The sequence below is a fragment of the Burkholderia sp. CCA53 genome, assembly GCF_001685525.1.
Taxonomy (GTDB): Bacteria; Pseudomonadota; Gammaproteobacteria; order Burkholderiales; family Burkholderiaceae; genus Burkholderia; species Burkholderia multivorans.
Genome location: NZ_BDDJ01000001.1, coordinates 2,537,723 through 2,556,318 on the forward strand (window position 1 = coordinate 2,537,723; position 18,596 = coordinate 2,556,318).

The 18,596-nt window shown below is 63.0% G+C and carries 18 protein-coding genes; 6 read left to right on the forward strand and 12 right to left on the reverse strand.

The window, feature by feature from the left end:
* Positions 1 to 24: 24 nt before the first annotated feature.
* Positions 25 to 1,779, reverse strand: a complete 1,755-nt coding sequence (locus BCR55_RS11795) for a hypothetical protein (RefSeq protein WP_012492783.1) — start codon at positions 1,777 to 1,779, stop codon at positions 25 to 27.
* Positions 1,780 to 1,970: 191 nt separating this feature from the next.
* A complete protein-coding gene (locus BCR55_RS11800; RefSeq protein WP_006486546.1) occupies positions 1,971 to 3,980 on the reverse strand; it encodes an acyltransferase family protein in 2,010 nt (669 codons plus the stop codon).
* Between the two features lie 200 nt (positions 3,981 to 4,180).
* Here BCR55_RS11800 and BCR55_RS11805 point away from each other — a divergent pair, with 200 nt between their 5' ends.
* The 3 genes from BCR55_RS11805 (at position 4,181) to BCR55_RS32385 (ending at position 5,845) form a co-directional block, all read left to right on the forward strand.
* On the forward strand, positions 4,181 to 4,510 hold the full coding sequence (locus BCR55_RS11805; RefSeq protein ID WP_012492782.1) for a helix-turn-helix domain-containing protein: 330 nt from the start codon (positions 4,181 to 4,183) through the stop codon (positions 4,508 to 4,510).
* 311 nt (positions 4,511 to 4,821) lie between these two features.
* On the forward strand, positions 4,822 to 5,373 hold the full coding sequence (locus tag BCR55_RS32380; protein ID WP_012492781.1) for a hypothetical protein: 552 nt from the start codon (positions 4,822 to 4,824) through the stop codon (positions 5,371 to 5,373).
* Between the two features lie 202 nt (positions 5,374 to 5,575).
* Positions 5,576 to 5,845, forward strand: coding sequence for a hypothetical protein (locus tag BCR55_RS32385; protein WP_127837584.1), 270 nt, complete (start codon positions 5,576 to 5,578; stop codon positions 5,843 to 5,845).
* A gap of 199 nt (positions 5,846 to 6,044) precedes the next feature.
* On the opposite strand, the gene BCR55_RS11810 is transcribed toward BCR55_RS32385, so the two are convergent.
* The 10 genes from BCR55_RS11810 to BCR55_RS33385 all read right to left on the reverse strand — a co-directional run bounded on the left by BCR55_RS11810 (position 6,045) and on the right by BCR55_RS33385 (position 13,389).
* Positions 6,045 to 6,683 carry a hypothetical protein gene (locus BCR55_RS11810; RefSeq protein ID WP_006486517.1) on the reverse strand — a complete coding sequence of 213 codons (639 nt, stop codon included), beginning with the start codon at positions 6,681 to 6,683 and terminating at the stop codon, positions 6,045 to 6,047.
* 1 nt (position 6,684) lies between these two features.
* Positions 6,685 to 6,984 (reverse strand): hypothetical protein, encoded by a 300-nt coding sequence (locus tag BCR55_RS11815; RefSeq protein ID WP_012492779.1) that lies wholly within the window; start codon positions 6,982 to 6,984, stop codon positions 6,685 to 6,687.
* Positions 6,985 to 7,086: 102 nt separating this feature from the next.
* Positions 7,087 to 7,893 carry a DUF4942 domain-containing protein gene (locus BCR55_RS11820; protein WP_006486559.1) on the reverse strand — a complete coding sequence of 269 codons (807 nt, stop codon included), beginning with the start codon at positions 7,891 to 7,893 and terminating at the stop codon, positions 7,087 to 7,089.
* A gap of 65 nt (positions 7,894 to 7,958) precedes the next feature.
* The gene (locus BCR55_RS30655; RefSeq protein ID WP_006486492.1) at positions 7,959 to 9,086 is read right to left on the reverse strand and encodes a hypothetical protein; all 1,128 of its coding nucleotides are present in this window, start codon (positions 9,084 to 9,086) and stop codon (positions 7,959 to 7,961) included.
* Positions 9,083 to 9,997: a hypothetical protein gene (locus BCR55_RS11825; protein ID WP_006486561.1), complete on the reverse strand. Its 915-nt coding sequence runs from the start codon at positions 9,995 to 9,997 to the stop codon at positions 9,083 to 9,085. The genes BCR55_RS30655 and BCR55_RS11825 overlap by 4 nt, the downstream gene beginning before the upstream one ends.
* A 51-nt stretch (positions 9,998 to 10,048) precedes the next feature.
* The gene (locus tag BCR55_RS11830; RefSeq protein ID WP_006486507.1) at positions 10,049 to 10,264 is read right to left on the reverse strand and encodes a hypothetical protein; all 216 of its coding nucleotides are present in this window, start codon (positions 10,262 to 10,264) and stop codon (positions 10,049 to 10,051) included.
* Positions 10,265 to 10,275: 11 nt separating this feature from the next.
* Complete coding sequence (locus BCR55_RS11835; RefSeq protein WP_006486515.1) at positions 10,276 to 11,271, reverse strand: YqaJ viral recombinase family protein; 996 nt, start codon at positions 11,269 to 11,271, stop codon at positions 10,276 to 10,278.
* Positions 11,272 to 11,341: 70 nt separating this feature from the next.
* The gene (locus BCR55_RS30660; RefSeq protein WP_041494520.1) at positions 11,342 to 11,542 is read right to left on the reverse strand and encodes a hypothetical protein; all 201 of its coding nucleotides are present in this window, start codon (positions 11,540 to 11,542) and stop codon (positions 11,342 to 11,344) included.
* Positions 11,539 to 12,507: a DUF932 domain-containing protein gene (locus BCR55_RS11840; RefSeq protein WP_006486525.1), complete on the reverse strand. Its 969-nt coding sequence runs from the start codon at positions 12,505 to 12,507 to the stop codon at positions 11,539 to 11,541. The genes BCR55_RS30660 and BCR55_RS11840 overlap by 4 nt, the downstream gene beginning before the upstream one ends.
* Positions 12,508 to 12,624: 117 nt before the next feature.
* A complete protein-coding gene (locus BCR55_RS33385) occupies positions 12,625 to 13,389 on the reverse strand; it encodes a hypothetical protein (RefSeq protein ID WP_012492778.1) in 765 nt (254 codons plus the stop codon).
* 719 nt (positions 13,390 to 14,108) lie between these two features.
* Between BCR55_RS33385 and BCR55_RS11850 the strand changes: the two genes are divergently transcribed.
* From BCR55_RS11850 to dld, 3 genes are all read left to right on the forward strand, one after another.
* Positions 14,109 to 15,227, forward strand: a complete 1,119-nt coding sequence (locus BCR55_RS11850) for an NAD(P)-binding domain-containing protein (protein ID WP_371493342.1) — start codon at positions 14,109 to 14,111, stop codon at positions 15,225 to 15,227.
* 303 nt (positions 15,228 to 15,530) lie between these two features.
* Complete coding sequence (locus BCR55_RS11855; protein WP_006481906.1) at positions 15,531 to 16,442, forward strand: LysR family transcriptional regulator; 912 nt, start codon at positions 15,531 to 15,533, stop codon at positions 16,440 to 16,442.
* Positions 16,443 to 16,811: 369 nt separating this feature from the next.
* On the forward strand, positions 16,812 to 18,560 hold the full coding sequence (gene dld, locus BCR55_RS11860) for a D-lactate dehydrogenase (protein WP_012492768.1): 1,749 nt from the start codon (positions 16,812 to 16,814) through the stop codon (positions 18,558 to 18,560).
* The last annotated feature ends 36 nt before the right edge of the window (positions 18,561 to 18,596 follow it).

The window sequence follows — 18,596 nt, forward strand, 5'->3', positions numbered from 1 at the left end:
AAAGTGGTGAGGTGCTGAGAGCAGTTATCGAGCGGTGATCACCGCGTTGAGCGCCGTCATGAGCGAAGCGGGCAGACCGCTCGCGAATTGAAGCGATGTCTCGGTGTATGTCGACGGGTACAGCCAGCCCACCTGCAAGCGGCCGGCGCGCAGCGCAAGGATCAACTTCGCGCCCTGGACGAGCGGTTGCATCCGGCCGTTGTTAGCCGCCAGTGCCGAGAGGTCGGTCGGCGCGAAGTCGAACACCAGCACGTTCGGATTGTTGGCGTAGACCGACCAGGTGCCCGGTTGGTCGTCGACCGTTGCATGATGATCGGCAGACAACTGAATGGAGCCCAACCCGACATTCAGCGCGGCCAGCTCCGCGCCGATTGCTTGCTGAATCGAAGTGTAGGCCGTGTTCGAGTTGCCGGCGGTCATAACGATCGTACTGCCGTCCATGTAGGCGGGAACTCCACCGCAGACCACACCGCTCTGTACTACGGCGTTATCGCAATATGGCACAGACACCGGCAGTACGATGCGGTCGGCCGAATAGGCCTGGATGCCGAGGTAGGCGCGGGTGCCGCGCGGAAATGTGGTGCCTGTCAACTGCGACGCATGGGAGAAGTCGTAAAGGCCCGGCACGGCAGGCGCGGCGAGCGACAGCGGTTTGCCAGACAGATCAACCGAACGTGCCTCGTACGTGAACCCGATACCCGATGCTGGGTCGGTGCCGAAGAGCGTCGTGCCGATACGGGAAAGCGGCTGCGGGACAAGTCGCTGAGTCTCCGAAACGAGATCCGACCATGTCCCATCTGCCTTTAGCACGTACTCGCCAGCCAGCCCGTCGTATTTTCCGCCGTTGTAGGCTCCGAGCCCAACCGTGGTCCACGAGTCACTTCCGGCCGGCAGATTTTCCTGTTGATCGACTTGCAGTGCGCCATTGACGATCTGGCGGACATCGCGGACCAAAGCTTGATTGGTTGAGCCTGGCGTTTGGTTGTATCCGCCGAAGAACGAGACTAGGTAGTCCACGAAACTGTAGGTCGGCATGGAAAGCACCTGTGATGCATCCGCGACCTGATAAACCGGTTTGTCCGCCTGAGCAGCGAGATCGTCCTGCGTGATCGCCGTCACGCTGCCCTTGGCCACCATCGCGTTGAGCACGTTACGAAGCGTCGCGGCATCGACCGTGCCATTCGCCGCAAACGTGCCGAGCGTGTCGACGACTTGTGCCGCGAGTGTTTGCGTCGCCGTGTCGTGATTTACCAAGTAGTCGGCGTTGGGATCGACCTGACTGCCGACCAACTGCTGCACGGCGGCGATCGCCTGCGTACGACCCAAACCGGTCTGCATTTGAGCGGAGACAAGCGTTGTGAGCGGGCTGACGACCTGGGACGAGGCGGGCTGCACGATCTGCGATAGAGTGAACGAGGCCGGGAACTGGAAGCCAGCCGGACGGGAAAGATCCTTGGTTGCCGACGTAACCTGGACCAGCAGCGTTTTACCCGTAGCATCGCCGCTGTATGAAATCGAGAATTGGCCGGTTGCGTCGGTGATGGCGCTCGGCTCCCCGGCATCGCAGACCCCATTGTTGTTCAGATCGAGGCAGACGGTTGCGCCTGCCAGATAGCCGTCGATGGCTTTGCCCGTGATGGTGGGCGCGGGCGTCGTTGGCGTGGTGCCGCCTGCTGACGGCTGACCGGAATCACCACCACCGCCGCACGCAGCGAGCGATGCCGCGATTGATACGCCGAGAATGTGCTTGGCGAACCCCGTATGGTTTTTGACTTTCATTGTTGGCACCTTGCTTAAAAGGACCCGTTGCGGGCCGGAAGTGAAGAGCAGAAAGAGGCCGGCCGTAGCCGGCCCACCGAATAAAAAGCGCCGACCGGCGAACCGGCCGACGAAATGGTTCTGGCAATCCGAGGCTGATGTGTGCCAGAACCCAGGCAACGAACTGGACGAGCGTGAAACTGCATGCGCACTCACTGACGCAGCAGGGGCAGGAACTGCCGGGCGACGAGTCCGTTTCCGTAGTCGGACAGGTGATCGCCGTAGCTGTAGAGGTAGTGGCGGTCCTTTGTCATTGGACACACGTCGCGGCTGCTGTCGCACAGGGCATTTGCCGGGTCGGAGACCAGCAGCGCGGGATGGCGACGCCTCAGCGCGTCAACGAGCGCCGTGAACGGTGCCATGCGGGCAACGTGCTCGCGGTAGCCGATCGCGCAGCGTTGCGCTGCGCTCATGTCGGTGACACCGAGTGCATGCCGAACGAACGGCCACGCGAGTGGGCGTCGATCCATGCACTGTCGCGGATCGCGCAGGCGTGGATTGTCGAGCACCAACGCGACGCGCCGGCCAGCCCGCTCGAGCACCGTCACGGCCTGATCAAGCCCGTCGAGCGCGGCGGATTCACGGGGTGTGGTCTGGTCGCGATCGGCGAAAGTCTGTCCGATTACGTCGCGATCGGTCATGACGAGCACGACGGTCTTGAGCTCGGGCGTGTCCAGCAGCATGCGCAGCGCCGTGATGTTGGCGTCGCGACACAGCGCCGGATCGTCGCCCGCGTTCGACGACGTGCGCCAGACGCCCGCCATTGGCGCGCAGCTCGGACGCGCGATCAGCGTCCAGCCTTCGCCGGGAGCCGATTCACGCACAAGTCCCCAATACAGCGCGTCGGCTTTGCTGTCTCCCCATACGGCGAAATGGGAGCGCACGCGCTTGTCGGTCGCGCAGAACGGAAACAGCCGTTGCTCGTCCGGCGACACGCCGCACGTGAGATTGACGAACTCGTGACCCGCACCGAGCTTCGCGGTCGTCACATCGGCATCCGGGCTGTAGCCCTTGCGGAACCCGAGGCCGCCGCGCGCGTACGTCATCCCGCCGAGATAGATGATGCCGATCATCAGCAGACACGGCGCGACGAGCTTCCAGCGCTTCGCCACCCCAAAACGGATCGGCCGCTCGATGATGGCGGTCGTCAACCACGCCAGTACGACGGCAATGACCAGCAACGCGCCTCGCACGACCGACGAGGGCGTCCGACCTGCCACGATGAACGCAAATGACAGCAACGGCCAGTGCCACAGGTACAGCGCGTAACTGATCTTGCCGAGCCAGACAGATACGGGATGCGCGAGCACGTGCCTGTTGATCCAGCCGTCTCGACCAGCCGCGACGAGTGCGACTGTGCCGACGACCGGTAACACCGCCCACCAGCCCGGAAAAGCGTCACGCGCGGTGAGCAGCGCAAAGGAGGCGACGCACAGCATCGCACCGCCGGCCGACCACGCATTCGCGCGGTTGCCCGTGATCGGTCGACCCGCGCCCGCGCTTATCGCGAACGCGGCGCCCGCCAGCAGTTCCCACGTACGCGTGACTGGCCAGTAGAAGGCAGCGGACGCGTGGTGACTGATGAGGATGACGTTGGTGGCAAACGAGGCGAGACCGACGATGGCGCACACCCATCCGGTGAGTCGGAGCCGGTATGCGGCCCACAGCACGAGTGGCCAGACGATGTAGAACTGTTCCTCGACGCCGAGCGACCACAGGTGCAGCAGCGGCTTGGCTTCGGCCGCTTGGTCGAAATACCCGGCTTCGGTCCACGACGCCCAGTTCGAGACAAATCCAGCGCCAGCAACGATGTGCTTGCCGAGCTCGCGATACTCGTCTCCGTACAGGCTGAACCAGCCCATCCCGTAGGTCGCGAGCAGCACGACGACCAGTGCCGGGAAGATCCGACGAATCCGCCGTGCGTAGAAACGGCCGAAGGAGAATCGGTCTGTCCCTAGATCGGCGAGCAGGATGCCGGTGATCAGGTAGCCGGAGATGACGAAGAAGACGTCGACGCCAACGAAGCCGCCCGGTAGCACGGACGGAAATGCATGGAAGACGACGACGGCGAGCACCGCGAAGGCGCGCAGGCCGTCAATGTCGGGCCGGTAGACGAGCGTGCCGGCTGCCGCCGTGGCCGGTACAGAAAGGGTTTTGGTCATGATTGTTCTTGTCAGCTGCTGTGTGCGATTTGTAGTGTTTACTCGACAATATGGGGCGCGATGATGCGCTCGGCCATGAGTGACAGAGGACGATCCGGCATCCCGGCGATCAATTGCGAGGGAATTGTAGAGTAAACACGACTGATAGCGATGTGTATACTACGTCGTGAATCAGTCGACGGCGCGGCATCCTGCACGCCATGACTGTGAAGCGCTCATCCCCGTCCGTTAGCCGACCGGCTCCGATCTCGATTGCCTTGGGCAAACGGATCAAGGAGTGTCGGCATGCGGCTGAGAAATCCCAGGAAACGCTTGCCTTCGAAGCGCTCGTCGACCGTACCTATATCTCGGCGATCGAGCGCGGTATCGCGAATCCGTCTATCGAGACGCTCGCGAACATCTGTTATTCGCTGAACGTGACGCTGGCGGAACTGTTTGGGCCGCTGGAAGGAGTGTCATTGAAGCCGACGGGCGAGCGCCGCGCGAACGCCGCGACGCCGCCCGAGGTCAAGCGCAGACGGTTACGGTGACGATGGCTTGAAGTGCTCGGCCTGTACTTTTGGCGCCGCAATGTCCTGCATTCGTTGTCGCCACTTCGAAGAGCGGAGCCGCCGCGACATTTCAGGAAGCGCCGTCCGCGACGAACGTTTGAGAAGGCGGCATCTTGCGCCGACGCTGCGAGATGTCAAGGTAGTAACGTAATAGTTGGACAGTCAGCACACGGCGACCATTAGCATTCGTGGGAAACGGCTACTGTGTCGGGCAAGTGGCGATACACGGGCGATGCTGCGGTGCTAACATGCCTACTGATACTGTTTAGTACTTCCACGGGGAAAGCGCGATGTCACTCAGCCACTTAATCCAAAAGCACAAGAAGGACGTTGAGCAGCAAAGCGTCGATTGGTCGGCAAGGCTTGAGCGTTGGAAGAGCGAACTGAACGGTTTGTATGCACTCATCAACCGTGCACTTCTTGACGCGGGCTTGGACTCCGACGACGTCTCGTATGAACCAAAAACGATCCGGGAAGATTTCATCGGCTCCTATAGCGTCGAGCGCATGACCGTGCATTTGGGAGCGGCAACAGTCATGTTTGACCCAATCGCAACGCTTATCATAGGCGGCTTCGGGCGCGTGGACGTTACGAGTCTGACAAACCGAGTACGGTTGATTGCGATCGACGCGAGTGAGAAGGATAACGAAGATATTCCCGTTTCTTCTCGAAAATGGCAATGGGTCATCACCGATCCCAATCGGCCGCTTCATTTCGAAGGTTTCTCCAAGGAAAAAAATCGAATATCTGTTCGACACGGTATTAAAATAACATGGCGGCCCGTAAAGAGATCGAAAATACGGCGGACTGGTATCGGACGGTCGCCGACGGTTTTCAATTAATGGAGAGGCAGGTTTTGAAAAATCGATTCCAGGCTGGAAAGCCAGGGGATCGATTTTTTGGCTATACGTCGCAAGAGGTTGTTGACGAATTTCGAAGCATGAGAGACCGGAGCGATCGCTTCGCGTTACTGGCGCTCTACGCGACGTGCGAGGGCGGTATCCGTGCCGACGCCCATTGCGCGGAAAGGGGAGCAATGGGCAGTTGTATCAAGCCCAGTTCAAAGCCTTTGCGGAAAATCAAGTGGGTACGTTTGCAAAGCTGAGCACCATCCTGAATCGATGGCGGACGGCGCAGGGGCAAGCTTGGTTCAAGGATTATTTAAACGATCTTCAAGGGCAATTTGTAATCCGGAATAGGCTTGCTCATGGCAATGACGATGGTGTTGTCGCGGATTTCACTGCGGTTTACCAGCGTTTACTATCGATTCGAAAAAAGTGGCACAGTGCTGTCGGAGACTTTCGAGGATTCTGAGCGCAGGCAGTGAAATTAAGCCTCAGTATTTTGATCGCGGCGCGGCGTATCGCGGCTGAGCTTGTCCTTCGGGTATTTCCAGCGGCAACTTCGGGTTGATTGCGGTCGTTTTCGAGGCGGCTCTATCGTTTTTTTAGCACGCATTTTTCAGCATGATTGATGGCGGAGAGGCGCCGCGAGAACGCGGCGCTGCCGAAGATCACGTGTCAGCAGTCGTGCCGATCACGTCGCGGATCGCCACACCGCCCATCAATTTCACGGCGCGTGCAGCAGCAGGCGTGCGGTAGCGGAATAGATCGCTGCCGTGCCTGTCGAGACGTGCATTGAATCCGGCGAGCCCTGGCTCGTTGCCTGCCGGATCGATCAGCAATATGGCGTGCGGCTCAAACGCGCCGTCACTCTGATGACCTTCGATACCGACGACAAGAGCGGCTCGCCATTTGACGACATGGCGCTGATGCCAGCCGATGATGACTGGCCAGCCCGCAAGCAATTCGTCGTAGATGAAGCGAAGGAAATCGATACCGGAGGCGGCAGATTTTGCTGCACGAACGCCAAGACTTAGGTCGGTGACGAAGTTGGCGAGCTCATCCATCGTCATTCCGCTCAGGTAATGTGGCCATGCGTCGTCCCACACGACTTGTTCCGGGCCGGATACGTGATACGGGAGATAGATCGGATCGGCGAGCTTGCCGAGTAACGCGAGCCCCATCGCCACACCGTGCAACGTACTGCCGCCGTCCCAATGTCCTTGACGACTGAAAATCGGATTGCCCGATGCTGCGACGACGGGCTGTCGGCCGAGCCGGAGACCCGGATGAAATTTCTGGATCAACATGTCAATAATCTCCCGGCAACAGGAACGTGGTTGAGGACCGATCCCATTCGGTGATGACCCAGACGGTTTGACCGCCGGGCAAAACGTAGCTGGACAGCAGACGCAGCCCTGCATCAATCGACAACTCGTTCTGCTGGCGGTCGGATTCGGAGAGGTCGCCCCAGTCGCCGCGTACATGGCGGATCAACAGGTCGATGATCGACACGTGCGCGTCGGCGATGGCTTCCAGCGCGGCGGGCGTGGCGAAGATCCGGCCGAGCTTGAAGCGCGGTCCGGCGTGAACGGTGGATGGCAAATTCACGAAATTCTCCAGGTGATGGACGAACACGAGCCTCCGGATAAGCCGGATACCGAATTCGCTGAATGGATAAGGGAAAGACGAGACGCAGGACGCGTCCCGGAACTACCGGGCTTCGGACGCGAGGGCGTTCGGATAGTGCTTCGCGAGAATCAGGTTCATTCTGTCGACCAGATCAGCGCGTTTGAACGTCAGGTGGCCGTTGCCGTTCTTGAACCAGCGCAGGTGGAAATAGCCGTGCTCGGCTTCTGTCTTCCGTTGACGTTGTGCGTCCGAAATGAGTGTCGACATGCCATGCCGATGATCCGGCTCCGGCTTGCCATCGAGCACACTGAACACCCGCATCAGATCGTCCAGTTCATTCGTGACGTGATAGTTCGAGCTACCTTGCGAGAGGAGATACCGAACGATGATGCGTTGGCCGAACTTGAAGGGTTGATTGCTCTTGTAGTCCCACGACAGCCGCTGGAAGCACTGGAGCACGCCGCGCTCGAACATGTCGCCGCGCGCGCCATAGAGCTGGGCGAAGGTCGCTTCGATGTTGGCGGCAGTTAGTTCGGGCACGTCGCCTTCGGCGATCTGGTTGCTCCACTGATCACGAGCCTTGGCATCCATGAAGGTGCGCAGGCCCGACTCTGACAGCAGGTAGTCCCAACCGCGTACGTCGACGATGCGCACCATAGCGGCTTCGGCTTCGTCGCGCTTCGCATACTCTCCAGTGATGCTGGGTCGACCGCGACAGCCGTAGCTTTCATCTAGCACGAGCCGAGGAAAGCCGAGATGTGCAGCCTTGGCGAGTTGCTGAGCTTCGCCGAGCAGGTCGAGCGCGGCGCGCACGCGTTCGACAACGGCGACGCGCTGGTTGGCGAGGTTGGCGATACTGACGCTGGGAACGAGATTGTGTTGGTCCATTTTTCATGTCGATGTGGAAGTGGAAAAAGGACGACAAGAAAAAGCCGGGCACGTGGCCCGGCTGTTTATGCCGTTATGTTAAGGTCGGCAAACTGGCGGCGTAGCTCGGCTGCCCGTGCCTGAGAGCAACCCAGGTGGCGGCGAATGTCGGCAACGGTCGGACGGACGAGACCCGCTGTAACATCTCGAACAAGCTGCGACAGGTGGTCGTCGATGGGAGATACGGCCGATAACGGGGTAATCGGATCGTCGCGCGGCGCATGACTGTCGGTCGTATGATCGTGACTCGGTGTTACGGAATTGCGACTAACGGTCTGGTCGTCGTGACTGGCCGCGACTGACATGACTACAGGCCGAGTCATGCCGACCGCATCCGTGACTGTCGTGACTACGGGTTCAGTCACGTTTGGCGCGTCCGTGACTGGCATGACGACTGGCTGAGTCACGGAGGACGTCACTGTGACTGCTGTCGACGCAACGCCAGTCACGACCGGTAGCGGCGTCCGTCGCGGTGATCGAAGCGCGACGGTCCACAACAGGCATGCGACGCCTTCGAGTACCGCAGCGAAGGTCAGACCAGTCAGCAGGTCGACACGCCCCGCCGTGATCCCGACTAACGCGGCGAGTCGTAACGTGACTGGATCGACGAGTAATGTGTCACGTTGAGCCGTGACTCGATCCACTGTGGCCCGCTGGCGTCTCACGTCATCGGCTTCGGCGTTCAGCGCATCCAGTCGTGCGGCAAGCGTAACGCGACGGGATTTGAGCGTCGTACAGTTTCCGATGCAGTTACGCGCCCGCGCGACCGCGAGTTGCGCCGTCACCGTCGCGCGTTCTGCCATGACGGTCGTGAGACTACGAGTAGTCTCCGATACCGAGATCGTCTGTACCGTTGCCGCCCGCAGCTCACCGGCATGCTGCTGGGCTAAAGTGAAGAACACTGCGTGACCGAAGCATGCCGCCAGCAGGCAAGCGCCCCATAACACGCTACCTACACCTCGAATAGCGATCGGCATCTCGCGGATCAGCGCCGGCAACAGGTGCGCGCTCGTGACGAGCACCATGCCGATGGCGATCCAGATGAGCCGTTCCGGTAATGTGCCGCCGCGCTGCCAACCGGCGAGTACCGACAGACAGAGCGCCGTGGTGGTTGCGGCGACCGCCAGGACGAACGCCCAGCGACGCGCGCTCATGCTGCCTTGCCGCCGAGCAGCACGGCCTTGCGTTCGAGCTTGTCGCGCAGGGTCGACGTCGGCGTTCCGGTCGTCTCGTCGGTGCGACCGTCCCCGGTATCGGGGTTGGTCGTACCTGGATAGAACTCTTCCGCGACAGCCGCCGTTTCATCCGGACTGTCCTCGAACGCGCCGTTGGCGAACCCTGCACGCGCAGCGGCATCGAGCGCGGCCTGATCGAAGCCGGTGGCGCGGCGGCGCGCATCCAGTTCCTTCGCCTCGATCAGCGCCTGTTCGAGCGTATTGCCCGAACGCACGCCGAGGTCAACGTAGTAGATCGCCGACCGGTAGCTCTGCGTGGTCGACTTGCCGCGCAGCTTCAACTCCAGCGGCAAGCAGGCGAGCAGGTTGCCCGATACGGCACGAAAGTAGTGCAGCCGTGCAGCCAGCGTACGAATCGAGTTATAGGACGTAGTGCGGAAGATGAACGAACCCATCTCATCGTCATCACCGACGATTACGTTCAAGCGCCCGTAAGGCTTGCAATTGCCTTGACGACCGAATGTGCAGCCATCCGGAGACGGGCAGGGGAGGGTTTCGATACCGGCATCTGTCACACGTCGGCACTGTTCGCCGTTGCCGACGCACACGGGGCGGCCGGTATCGCGATCGAACAGGGAATATTCGGCGCGCAGGTTCAAGTCCGGATCACTGAACAGCACACGCACGGGAATCGCGCGCAGCTTGCCGGCCGTTGCCTTGCGCAGCGTTTCGTTCAATGGGTGGAGCATCCACTCACCGCGCTGTTGCACCTGGGTGGTGAGGGTGAACTGGTCATCCTTTTCGGGAACGCGCTTGCCATTCTTCTCGACAATGCGGCCGATGGAGATTCGCCCGACAACGGGCGGCGTGATGGCGAGACCTTTGAGCATGGTGGTCCTCAAAATAGAAATTGGGGGGAAGAGAACTGCGAGCGATGCGGACTATCGGGAAAAATGCGCTTCGAGCTTGGCGTGGATTTCCAAGGCGACGCCCTGCCAGGCACGAGCACTGACCATTGGGTTGACTTGCAACTGATCGGGTGGTGTTGTCGCAACGCGCTCCGCGTACTGGCTGAGCGCATCCATCACGAACGCCTGTGCGAGCGCGCCGTATCGCGAGAACGTCATGATGTCCGTGAGACATTCGAGGTTGGTCATGGGGATTGGAATCAGGTGGAAACGAGAAAACGCCGGGAACCCGGCTTGGAGATGGCGTACTGCGTTTCGAACTCGGGGTGGTCGGCCAGCAGACGAGCCAGATCGACGCCAGACGAATCCTTGCTGCGCTTGAACGACACGGCGCCGGTCTGGAATACGGCCCGGTTTGCGTCACCCATCGCCTGCTGGATCGTCTGCTTGAACTGCGCTTCGAGCTGTTGGCGCGTCTCGATCTCGGCACGTACGGCAACCAGATCAGCGAACACGGCCGACAGGCGCGGATCGTCCGTAAAATCCACAATGCCGCCGTTGCCGGGATACAGGTGTCGCAGCGCACGGTCGGCCGACTCCGACCCGTCAGCCGGCGGAGGCGTATCGGTTTCCACGAACCGCCAGAAGCGTGCTTCGAGTTCGACCAGGCGCCCGATCAGCGCATCGTCGCGTTCGATCCGATGCACTTCGAGCGCCTGACCACAGAGCAGCACGGCGACGTGCGCCGCTGTCTTGCCGGTCACGGCCAACTGGTGCTGCACCTGGATCTGCACGTACTCGGGCACGCCTTCTCGCCAGAGCCGCGCACCGAACTCGCCGGCCGTTTTACATTCCAGAATCTGTACGTCCGGAACGCCGACGATCTCGCGATCAATGTTCGCCAACATGAACGGGATCGAGGGATGCCGCAGCACGGCGTTCACGCGTCGAACCCGGTTGCCGGTCTGTTTCGTGTACGAGGCGGCGACGATGGGTTCGAGCAGCGTGCCCCAGTACGTGGGCGACGTCGTATCGTCTGGATCGGGGCGGGGCAGGCCGTCCGCACGGCCAGTCTTGTCGAGCCACAATTCCAACGCGCTCATGTAGGGGTTCAGGCCGACCGCAGCAGCGGCATCCGATCCGCCGATGCCGGTTCGGCGCACGGCGAGCCAGTCGTCGCGACTCAGTTCTTGCGTCTTGACGAGCTTCAGTGCGGGCTTACGTGCACGGGGTGGTTCAGGGTGAGGTGTCGTCATGGTTTGCTCCGAAAACAAAAAAGCCCGGCAGAGCAAATCTGGCCGGGCGAGAGGTGACGGGATGGGTGGGCTATCCGGAACCGATACGGCGAAAGGCGTCCTGCAATGCGTCGTGCGCGAACGTCACGAGCTTGCCGTTTCCGAGATGGACAGTCGTACCCTGAGGTTTGATTTGCAGGATCGTGGCGTAACGGCCGCCGAATCGTAGCCCTGCTCCGCGCGGAATCTGAATGCGCATGTCGACGGCAAGGGGGGGTATGGGCTTCGTCATGCGACAAGCTTCATCGCCTCGTCCCAGGCTTTCTGCTTCAATGTCGCGCCTGCGCCGAACCAGGCGGCGTCGAGGCGGTGATCGTCAGTGCGTGCGCGGCGATGGTGATCGACATACTCCGTGACTGCGTTCAGAAGGCCCCACGCCGTACCCGACGCCGAAGCCAAATCCGAGCCTTTTCCATGTCCGGCATAGAGCTGGCCGACCGCCTTGATCGCGCGCTCGTTGACAGCCACTGCTTCACGATCGGGAAGATTGGTCGTCGAGTAGGTCAAGACGCGCCGCAGGAATGCATCGGCCGCCGAGTCGGTCACCTTGCGTTCGGACAACGCCTTGGCTCGGACCATGAACGCGTCCCACGTGGAGACGGCGATGCCGAGCTGGCGTTTGACAGCCGCCGCGTCGAACTGCGAGCGGTGCGAGACTTTGATTGCGCCAGCGCTGTTGCCCAGTGCGATCTGCAAGGTATTGTTGCAGACGACGCGCACCGACGTGAATTGCGCGGTAGTGGCCAACGTCCCGTCGCAGGCCGTGGCCAACAGCAGGTAGCCATTGACCTGATCCTTGCCCTTGAGGGTGCCCGACTGCCCCGTGCGTGCCAGCGCCCAGAGCTTGCGGCCTTCCTTCAACACGCCGGCCGTCTCGAGCTGGAAACCGCCGATCTCCGTGAGGTCTCGATAAAACTCCAAAATCTCTTCGGGTTGCACGACCTGATAGCGCGCGGAGACGACGGACAACGGCGCCTTGTTGTCCGAGCGGTACAGCACTTTCTGTTCGGGAAACGCGTGGATCGAGCCGAGATTGCGTTCGCCGGCGGCGACGAAGCGCACTTCGGCTTCTTCGATTCGCCAGTCCATGCCGGCGGCGCGCGCCCAGACTTCGAGCGGTTGTCTGGGGGCGAGCTTGTTGCCAAGACCGTGCCAGGGTTCGGCACCGACGTAGGCCATGGTTTGGACGAGATGCATTGAAGACTCCTGTTCGAAAAAGAAGGCATAACGCCCGGCACACGCCGGGCAGGTCGGATTGAAGGAATGACGATCGGACGACGCGCAGCGTCGCGACGAAGGCGGCGAGCGCAACGATCAGCCGTGTTGTGTGCCGAAGGCGTGTCCGCATGATCGGCACCGGTAGTTGTCGAGAACGGCGTCATCGATGGCAGAACCGACGGCGGAGCCGGCCGCGCAGCCAGCGGCACTGCCGAGCAGGCCGGCGATTACCGCGCCGGCCAATCCACCGAACACTGAGCCGATCGGTCCGCCAATCGCGCCGACCGCCGCACCGGCTTCGGCTCCAGACAGCGCCATCGCCATGCCGCCGGTGGCGCCGGCGACGCTGCCAATCGTGCCGCCCGCCTTGCGCGCGACGTTGAGCGTTTCGACGCGCGGTGAACGGCAGTGTGGGCAGTGCGGCGCACTCTCGTCCGACGTCGGCGTATGTAAATCGGGTGCGGTGTCCGGCGCAAACGAAAAGCAATCGGGATCGTGCGGCGTGTGTCGGTCGGCGCGACGAAAGGGTGGGGATTCGTCCAGGTCGAACGGCTCGACGTCATCGAACTCGAATGACTCGCGCGGGCGAGTCCGTGTGTCGAACGAGGGCGCATGTCGAGACGCGGCCCCCTCCGGCCGGATGGCGTGCAGCGCATGATCGGGATAGGGCGCGTGCGCTTCCCATTCGTCATCGAACGGATAGCGTACCGGCGGCGCGGAGAGAACCGGCGCTGCTGCGCCGGCCGGTGGGACACTGGGTGGCGTAACGCGGTATCTGCGGCGCCAGATGAAGAAGGCGACCGCGATACCCAGTGAGAGAAATGCCGCCATGATGGCGGCAAATGCATAGGGGGAAGACATGAAACCTCCGAGCGAAGTGCGCCAGGGCGGGAATGCCCTGGCGGAGCGGCCTTAGCTGACCGTGCTCTGGAAGGTGATATGTGACTGAAAGATTTTTGAATGCATCGGTCGATGCCTTCTCGATCGCCACGGACATCGGGCGCGGCCGTGTACAGGAGCCAGCGTTGCCCGGTGTCGTAGAGTCGGCCTAATATGCGGGTTCGGGATGACGTCTGACGAATGGTTTGCTGTGTTTGGGAATTCGGATGAAGCTCGAAGTGGAACCTGCCAACCGCTACACCTACTTTGATCCCCGCGCGATTGTCGCCGCGCTGTTGCAAGGGGCAATCCAAAAAACGATAGAGGCCGACGATCCGCTCTACGCGCGTCTACCGCCGCCGGTGCGCTACCGGGCCACCGGTGCGATCGAGGCGTGGAAGCGCGTCATGCAGGAAGGGCACAAGACGGGCGATGCGGATTTTTTGGATGGCATGCGCAGGTTTCCGCTTGCGGTGCTGTACAAGGAGTTTCCGCGTTTTCTGAAGGGGTGGGCTCACTCGCTTCCGCTCGGCTTGAACGAGGAGTCGGCGCAGCTTGCGCACCGCAGCCTGGTGTGGCAAATCTACTTCGCGAGCGACGGCGCGATGTACGAGCCCACCGCCGCGCTGCATCGATTGCTCGACGGCGCGTACATCGCAGACGACGTGCCGATCGGCATGATCGAACTACCCGCTGCGGCGATGTGCATCATTCCCAATCCCGAGTGGCAAGGCTACAAGCAGGGTATTCGCGCGATTGCACTGTTTCATCGTCACGGCCGAGATTCCGCAGTGCCGGACGAGCGGCTGTCGTTGGTATCGTGGCAGGAGTTCGGCAACGACCACGGGCTCATCTACGAGAAGAACGCCGATGCTGAACTGGCTCGTCGAACATACCGAGGCAGCCGGGCCGCTGCACAGTGCCTCGTGAACGCGCGTGTGCGCAAGGAGAGTCGAATGGAAATCGGCATCATCGGGATGGGTTCGATGGGGCGCGAGATGGCCCGCAATCTGGTCGCCGCCGGCCATGCGGTGACGGCGTGGAATCGGTCGGGCGGCGCCGTCGACGGCGTGCGCATGGTCGCCGCGCCGGTGCATGCGCTGCAGGCCGACGTTGCGTTGACGATGCTGTCCGACGACGCGGCGATCCGCGCCGTGCTGCTCGATGCGAAGCTGTTGCAGCAGGCGCGGCCGGGGCTCGTGCATGTGGTCGCATCGACGATCTCGGTCGCGTTCGCGCACGAGCTGGTCGCGCTTCATCGCGCGGCGGGCGTCGCTTATGTGGCCGCGCCGGTGCTCGGGCGCCCCGACGTCGCGGCGCAGGGCGAGCTGAACGTGCTGGCCGCGGGCGCGCCGGCGGCGCTCGCGCGCGTCATGCCGGCGCTCGACGCCATCGGCAAGCAGGTGTGGGACCTGGGCGAAGCGCCGCCCGCCGCTTATGCCGCGAAACTCGCGTGCAACATGATGATCACGATGGCGATCGAGGCGATGGCCGAAGCGGTCGTGCTCACCGAGGCGAACGGGCTTTCGCGCACGCGGTTCTTCGAGTTGATCCTCGGCACGCTGTTCGGCAGCCGTCCGTATCGGACCTATTCGCGCAATATCGTCGAGAACGCGTATCGGCCCGGCTTCAAGGCGTCGCTCGGATTGAAGGATCTGCGCCTCGCAGGCGACGCCGCCGCGCAGGCGGGCCGCACGTTGCCGATGCTCGCCGTGGTGCGGGACCGAATGGCGGAAGCCGTCGAGGCGGGCATGGGCGATTGCGATTGGTCGGTGTTTGCGGGGTTGACGGTGGAGCAGGGTGGGTTTCGGGTGGGGTAAGCGTTGGGCGGGGAAGGCGACGAGGCTGTCCGCATGAGCCGCGCCTCGCGACGACGAATGCGGCATCGAAACGTGCGAGCCACCGCGGACGACGACTCGCACGGCGTCGGCTTCTTGCGCGGTGGTCTCGCCGCTGCCGGATCGACCGCATTGGTCACGCGATCTCGGCGCCGGTCCAGGTAGCGAACTCTGTCCGAGCGTCCCATACCGCGCCAAAACGCACCCCCCGCTCGCCCGAGTTAAAATCGCCCCCCAAGCCTTCCCCCGGCCCCGAGCCCCACGCTTTCCCGACCCGACACCCGCATGGAATTCCGTCAGCTACGCTACTTCCTCGCGGTGGCCGAGTATCTGCATTTCACCGAGGCCGCCGAGTTTCTCGGCATCGCGCAGCCGCCGCTGAGTCAGCAGATCCTGAAGCTCGAGCGCGAGATCGGCACACGCCTGTTCATCCGCCATCCGCGGCGCGTCGAACTGACCGACGCCGGCCGCCTGTTCCGCGAGCGCGCGAAGCATATCGTCGAAGAAGCCGAACTCGCGCTCGCCGAAGCGCAGAACGCCGGGCGCGGCCTGAGCGGCCGGCTCGTGCTGGGCTTCGCCGGCTCGATCGTGTTCCATCCGTTCGTCGCGTCGCTGATGCAACGCTTCCGGCGCGACTATCCGGACGTCCTGATCCACTGCGAGGAGAGCAACAGCCCGGCGCTGATCGACAAGGTGCTCGAGGCGCGCGTCGATGCGGCGCTGGTGCGCCTGCCGCTCGACTGCCGCGGCCTGGCCGTGCAGCCGCTGGTCGAAGAGCGCTTTCTGGCCGTGCTGCCGTCCGGCCACCGCCACGGCGCGGAGCCGGTGCTCGCGCTGCACGCGCTGTCCGACGACCCGCTGGTGTTGTTCCCGCGCGCGATCGGCCCCGCGTTGTACGACGCGATCGTCGGCGCATGCTGGGCAGCCGGCTTCACGCCGACCGTCGAAATGGAGTCGCCGCAGATCCCCGCGTCGGTGAACCTCGTCGCGGCCGGCTTCGGCGTGACGCTGATCCCCGAGTCGGTGCGCCAGGCGCCGACGGATCGCGTCACCTACCACGGCTTGCAGGGCGAGCCGCTGCGCTCGCCGATCGTGCTCGTGCACCGCCCGCGCGAAAAATCGCCGGTGATTCAGAATCTCGTGCGCGCCGTCCGCACGCTCGCGCGCGAAACGGCCGACGGCCCCGCGACGCCGTGAAAGCCATGACCGCCTGCGCCCACGGGCGCCGTTATCGGCATCGGCCCGTCGATTCGACGCGGCACGCCGCGCGGGAGCAGAAAACCGCGGGGAATCCGCAGGCAAACCGCTCGCAAACCACCCGCCTTCCACCCCGCACCAAGCCCCGCACCAAGCCCCGCACCAAGCCCCAATCGCCGCCGCCGCGCGACCGGCCGCGCCGCCTGCACGCCCGCCCACGCGGCCAGCGATATGCATTTCGTCTTGAAATCGCGTCCACGCGATATTGGACTTCACCGCCCCGCACGCCTAGCCTTACGGCATTCCGATCGGACGCCGCTGCGGCGCCGTTCAATTCATTTTTCGCGCTCGGCCAACAGGAGAATTCACGTGTCAACCGTATCAGGCGAATCGTCTTCGCCGCTTGCGCCGCCCACCGGGCGGCATGAGGCGTTCATCCGTTCGCTGACAGAAATCGTCGGCCAGCAGGACGTGCTGACGAACGAGCGGGACACGCGGCGCTACCGGACCGGCTTCCGGTTCGGCGAAGGCCGGACGCTCGCGGTGGTGCGGCCCGGCACGCTGCTCCAGCAATGGAAGGTGCTGCAGGCCTGCGTGGCCGCGAACGTGATCGTGATCTGCCAGGCGTCGAACACGGGCCTCACCGGCGGCTCGACGCCCGACGGCGACGACTACGACCGCGACATCGTGATCGTCAGCACCGCGCGGATCCGCAAGGTGCACGTCATCAAGAGCGGCAAGCAGGTGATCTGCCTGCCGGGCGCGACGCTCGATCAGCTCGAGCAGACGCTGAAACCGCTCGGGCGCGAGCCGCACTCGGTGATCGGCTCGTCGTGCATCGGCGCATCGGTGATCGGCGGCGTCTGCAACAACTCCGGCGGCGCGCTGGTGCAGCGCGGGCCGGCTTATACGGAGATGTCGGTGTTCGCCCAGGTCGGTGCGGACGGGCGCCTGAAGCTCGTGAACCATCTCGACGTGCGCCTGGGCGCGGTGCCGGAGGAAATCCTCGCGCGCCTCGACAACGGCGACTTCTCGGAGCGCGACATCGTCGACGGCGATGCGTCCGGTTCCGATCACCACTACGCCGAGCACGTGCGCGACGTCGATGCCGACACGCCCGCGCGCTACAACGCCGATCCGCTGCGGTTGCACGAAGCATCGGGCTCGGCCGGCAAGGTGATGGTGTTCGCGGTGCGCCTCGACACGTTTCCGATCGAAGCCGGTGCGAAGGTGTTCTACATCGGCACCAACGACATCGACGAGCTGACCGACATCCGCCGCCACGCGCTCACGCAGTTCAAGCGCCTGCCGATCGCGGGTGAATACCTGCACCGCGACGCGTTCGACATCGCGCAGAAGTACGGCAAGGACACGTTCCTGATGATCCGCCACTTCGGCACGAAGCGCATGCCGATGCTGTTCGGCTTCAAGAGCAAATGCGACGCGTGGTTCGACCGGCTCGGCTTCCTGCCGCGGCATCTGAGCGATCGCGTGATGCAGGCCGTCAGCAACCTGTTTCCGAATCACCTGCCGCCGCGCATTCGCGACTACGGCAAGCGCTACGAACATCATCTGATGCTGAAGGTATCGGCCGATACCGCGGACGAAGCGCGCAGCTTCCTGACCTCGTTCTTCGCGAAGCGCACGGGCGCGTTCTTCGAATGCACGCCGGCGGAAGGCGACAAGGCGTTCCTGCACCGGTTCGCGGCGGCCGGCGCGGCGATCCGCTACCGCAACGTGCATACGCGCGACGTGGAGGACATCGTCGCGCTCGACATCGCGCTTCGCCGCAACGATCGCGACTGGTTCGAGACGCTGCCGCCCGACATCGACGCGCCGATCGCGATCAAGCTGTATTACGGCCACTTCCTGTGCCACGTGTTCCACCAGGACTACATCGTCAAGAAGGGCAACGACTGCCTCGCGCTCGAACACGCGATGTGGAAGCTGCTCGACGCGCGCCGCGCCGAATATCCGGCCGAGCACAACGTCGGGCACCTGTACCACGCGAAGCCGGCGCTCAAGGCGTTCTACGAAGGGCTCGACCCGTGCAACTGCTTCAACCCGGGGATCGGCCAGACGTCGAAGTTCGCGAAGTACCGCGAAGCGCACGACTGATCCGCCGCGGCCGCGCCGTACCCCGAACCAGCAAAC

Excerpts from the sequence above, each read along its gene's own strand:
- BCR55_RS11840 (WP_006486525.1), bottom strand. The coding sequence starts at position 12,507 with ATGCATCTCGTCCAAACCATGGCCTACGTCGGTGCCGAACCCTGGCAC.
- BCR55_RS11825 (WP_006486561.1), bottom strand. The coding sequence starts at position 9,997 with ATGCTCAAAGGTCTCGCCATCACGCCGCCCGTTGTCGGGCGAATCTCC.
- BCR55_RS30655 (WP_006486492.1), bottom strand. The coding sequence starts at position 9,086 with ATGAGCGCGCGTCGCTGGGCGTTCGTCCTGGCGGTCGCCGCAACCACC.
- BCR55_RS11810 (WP_006486517.1), bottom strand. The coding sequence starts at position 6,683 with ATGTTGATCCAGAAATTTCATCCGGGTCTCCGGCTCGGCCGACAGCCC.
- BCR55_RS32380 (WP_012492781.1), top strand. The coding sequence starts at position 4,822 with ATGTCACTCAGCCACTTAATCCAAAAGCACAAGAAGGACGTTGAGCAG.
- BCR55_RS11830 (WP_006486507.1), bottom strand. The coding sequence starts at position 10,264 with ATGACCAACCTCGAATGTCTCACGGACATCATGACGTTCTCGCGATAC.
- BCR55_RS30660 (WP_041494520.1), bottom strand. The coding sequence starts at position 11,542 with ATGACGAAGCCCATACCCCCCCTTGCCGTCGACATGCGCATTCAGATT.
- BCR55_RS11800 (WP_006486546.1), bottom strand. The coding sequence starts at position 3,980 with ATGACCAAAACCCTTTCTGTACCGGCCACGGCGGCAGCCGGCACGCTC.
- BCR55_RS11805 (WP_012492782.1), top strand. The coding sequence starts at position 4,181 with ATGACTGTGAAGCGCTCATCCCCGTCCGTTAGCCGACCGGCTCCGATC.
- BCR55_RS11835 (WP_006486515.1), bottom strand. The coding sequence starts at position 11,271 with ATGACGACACCTCACCCTGAACCACCCCGTGCACGTAAGCCCGCACTG.
- BCR55_RS11850 (WP_371493342.1), top strand. The coding sequence starts at position 14,109 with ATGTGCATCATTCCCAATCCCGAGTGGCAAGGCTACAAGCAGGGTATT.
- BCR55_RS11820 (WP_006486559.1), bottom strand. The coding sequence starts at position 7,893 with ATGGACCAACACAATCTCGTTCCCAGCGTCAGTATCGCCAACCTCGCC.
- BCR55_RS11795 (WP_012492783.1), bottom strand. The coding sequence starts at position 1,779 with ATGAAAGTCAAAAACCATACGGGGTTCGCCAAGCACATTCTCGGCGTA.
- BCR55_RS11855 (WP_006481906.1), top strand. The coding sequence starts at position 15,531 with ATGGAATTCCGTCAGCTACGCTACTTCCTCGCGGTGGCCGAGTATCTG.
- BCR55_RS33385 (WP_012492778.1), bottom strand. The coding sequence starts at position 13,389 with ATGTCTTCCCCCTATGCATTTGCCGCCATCATGGCGGCATTTCTCTCA.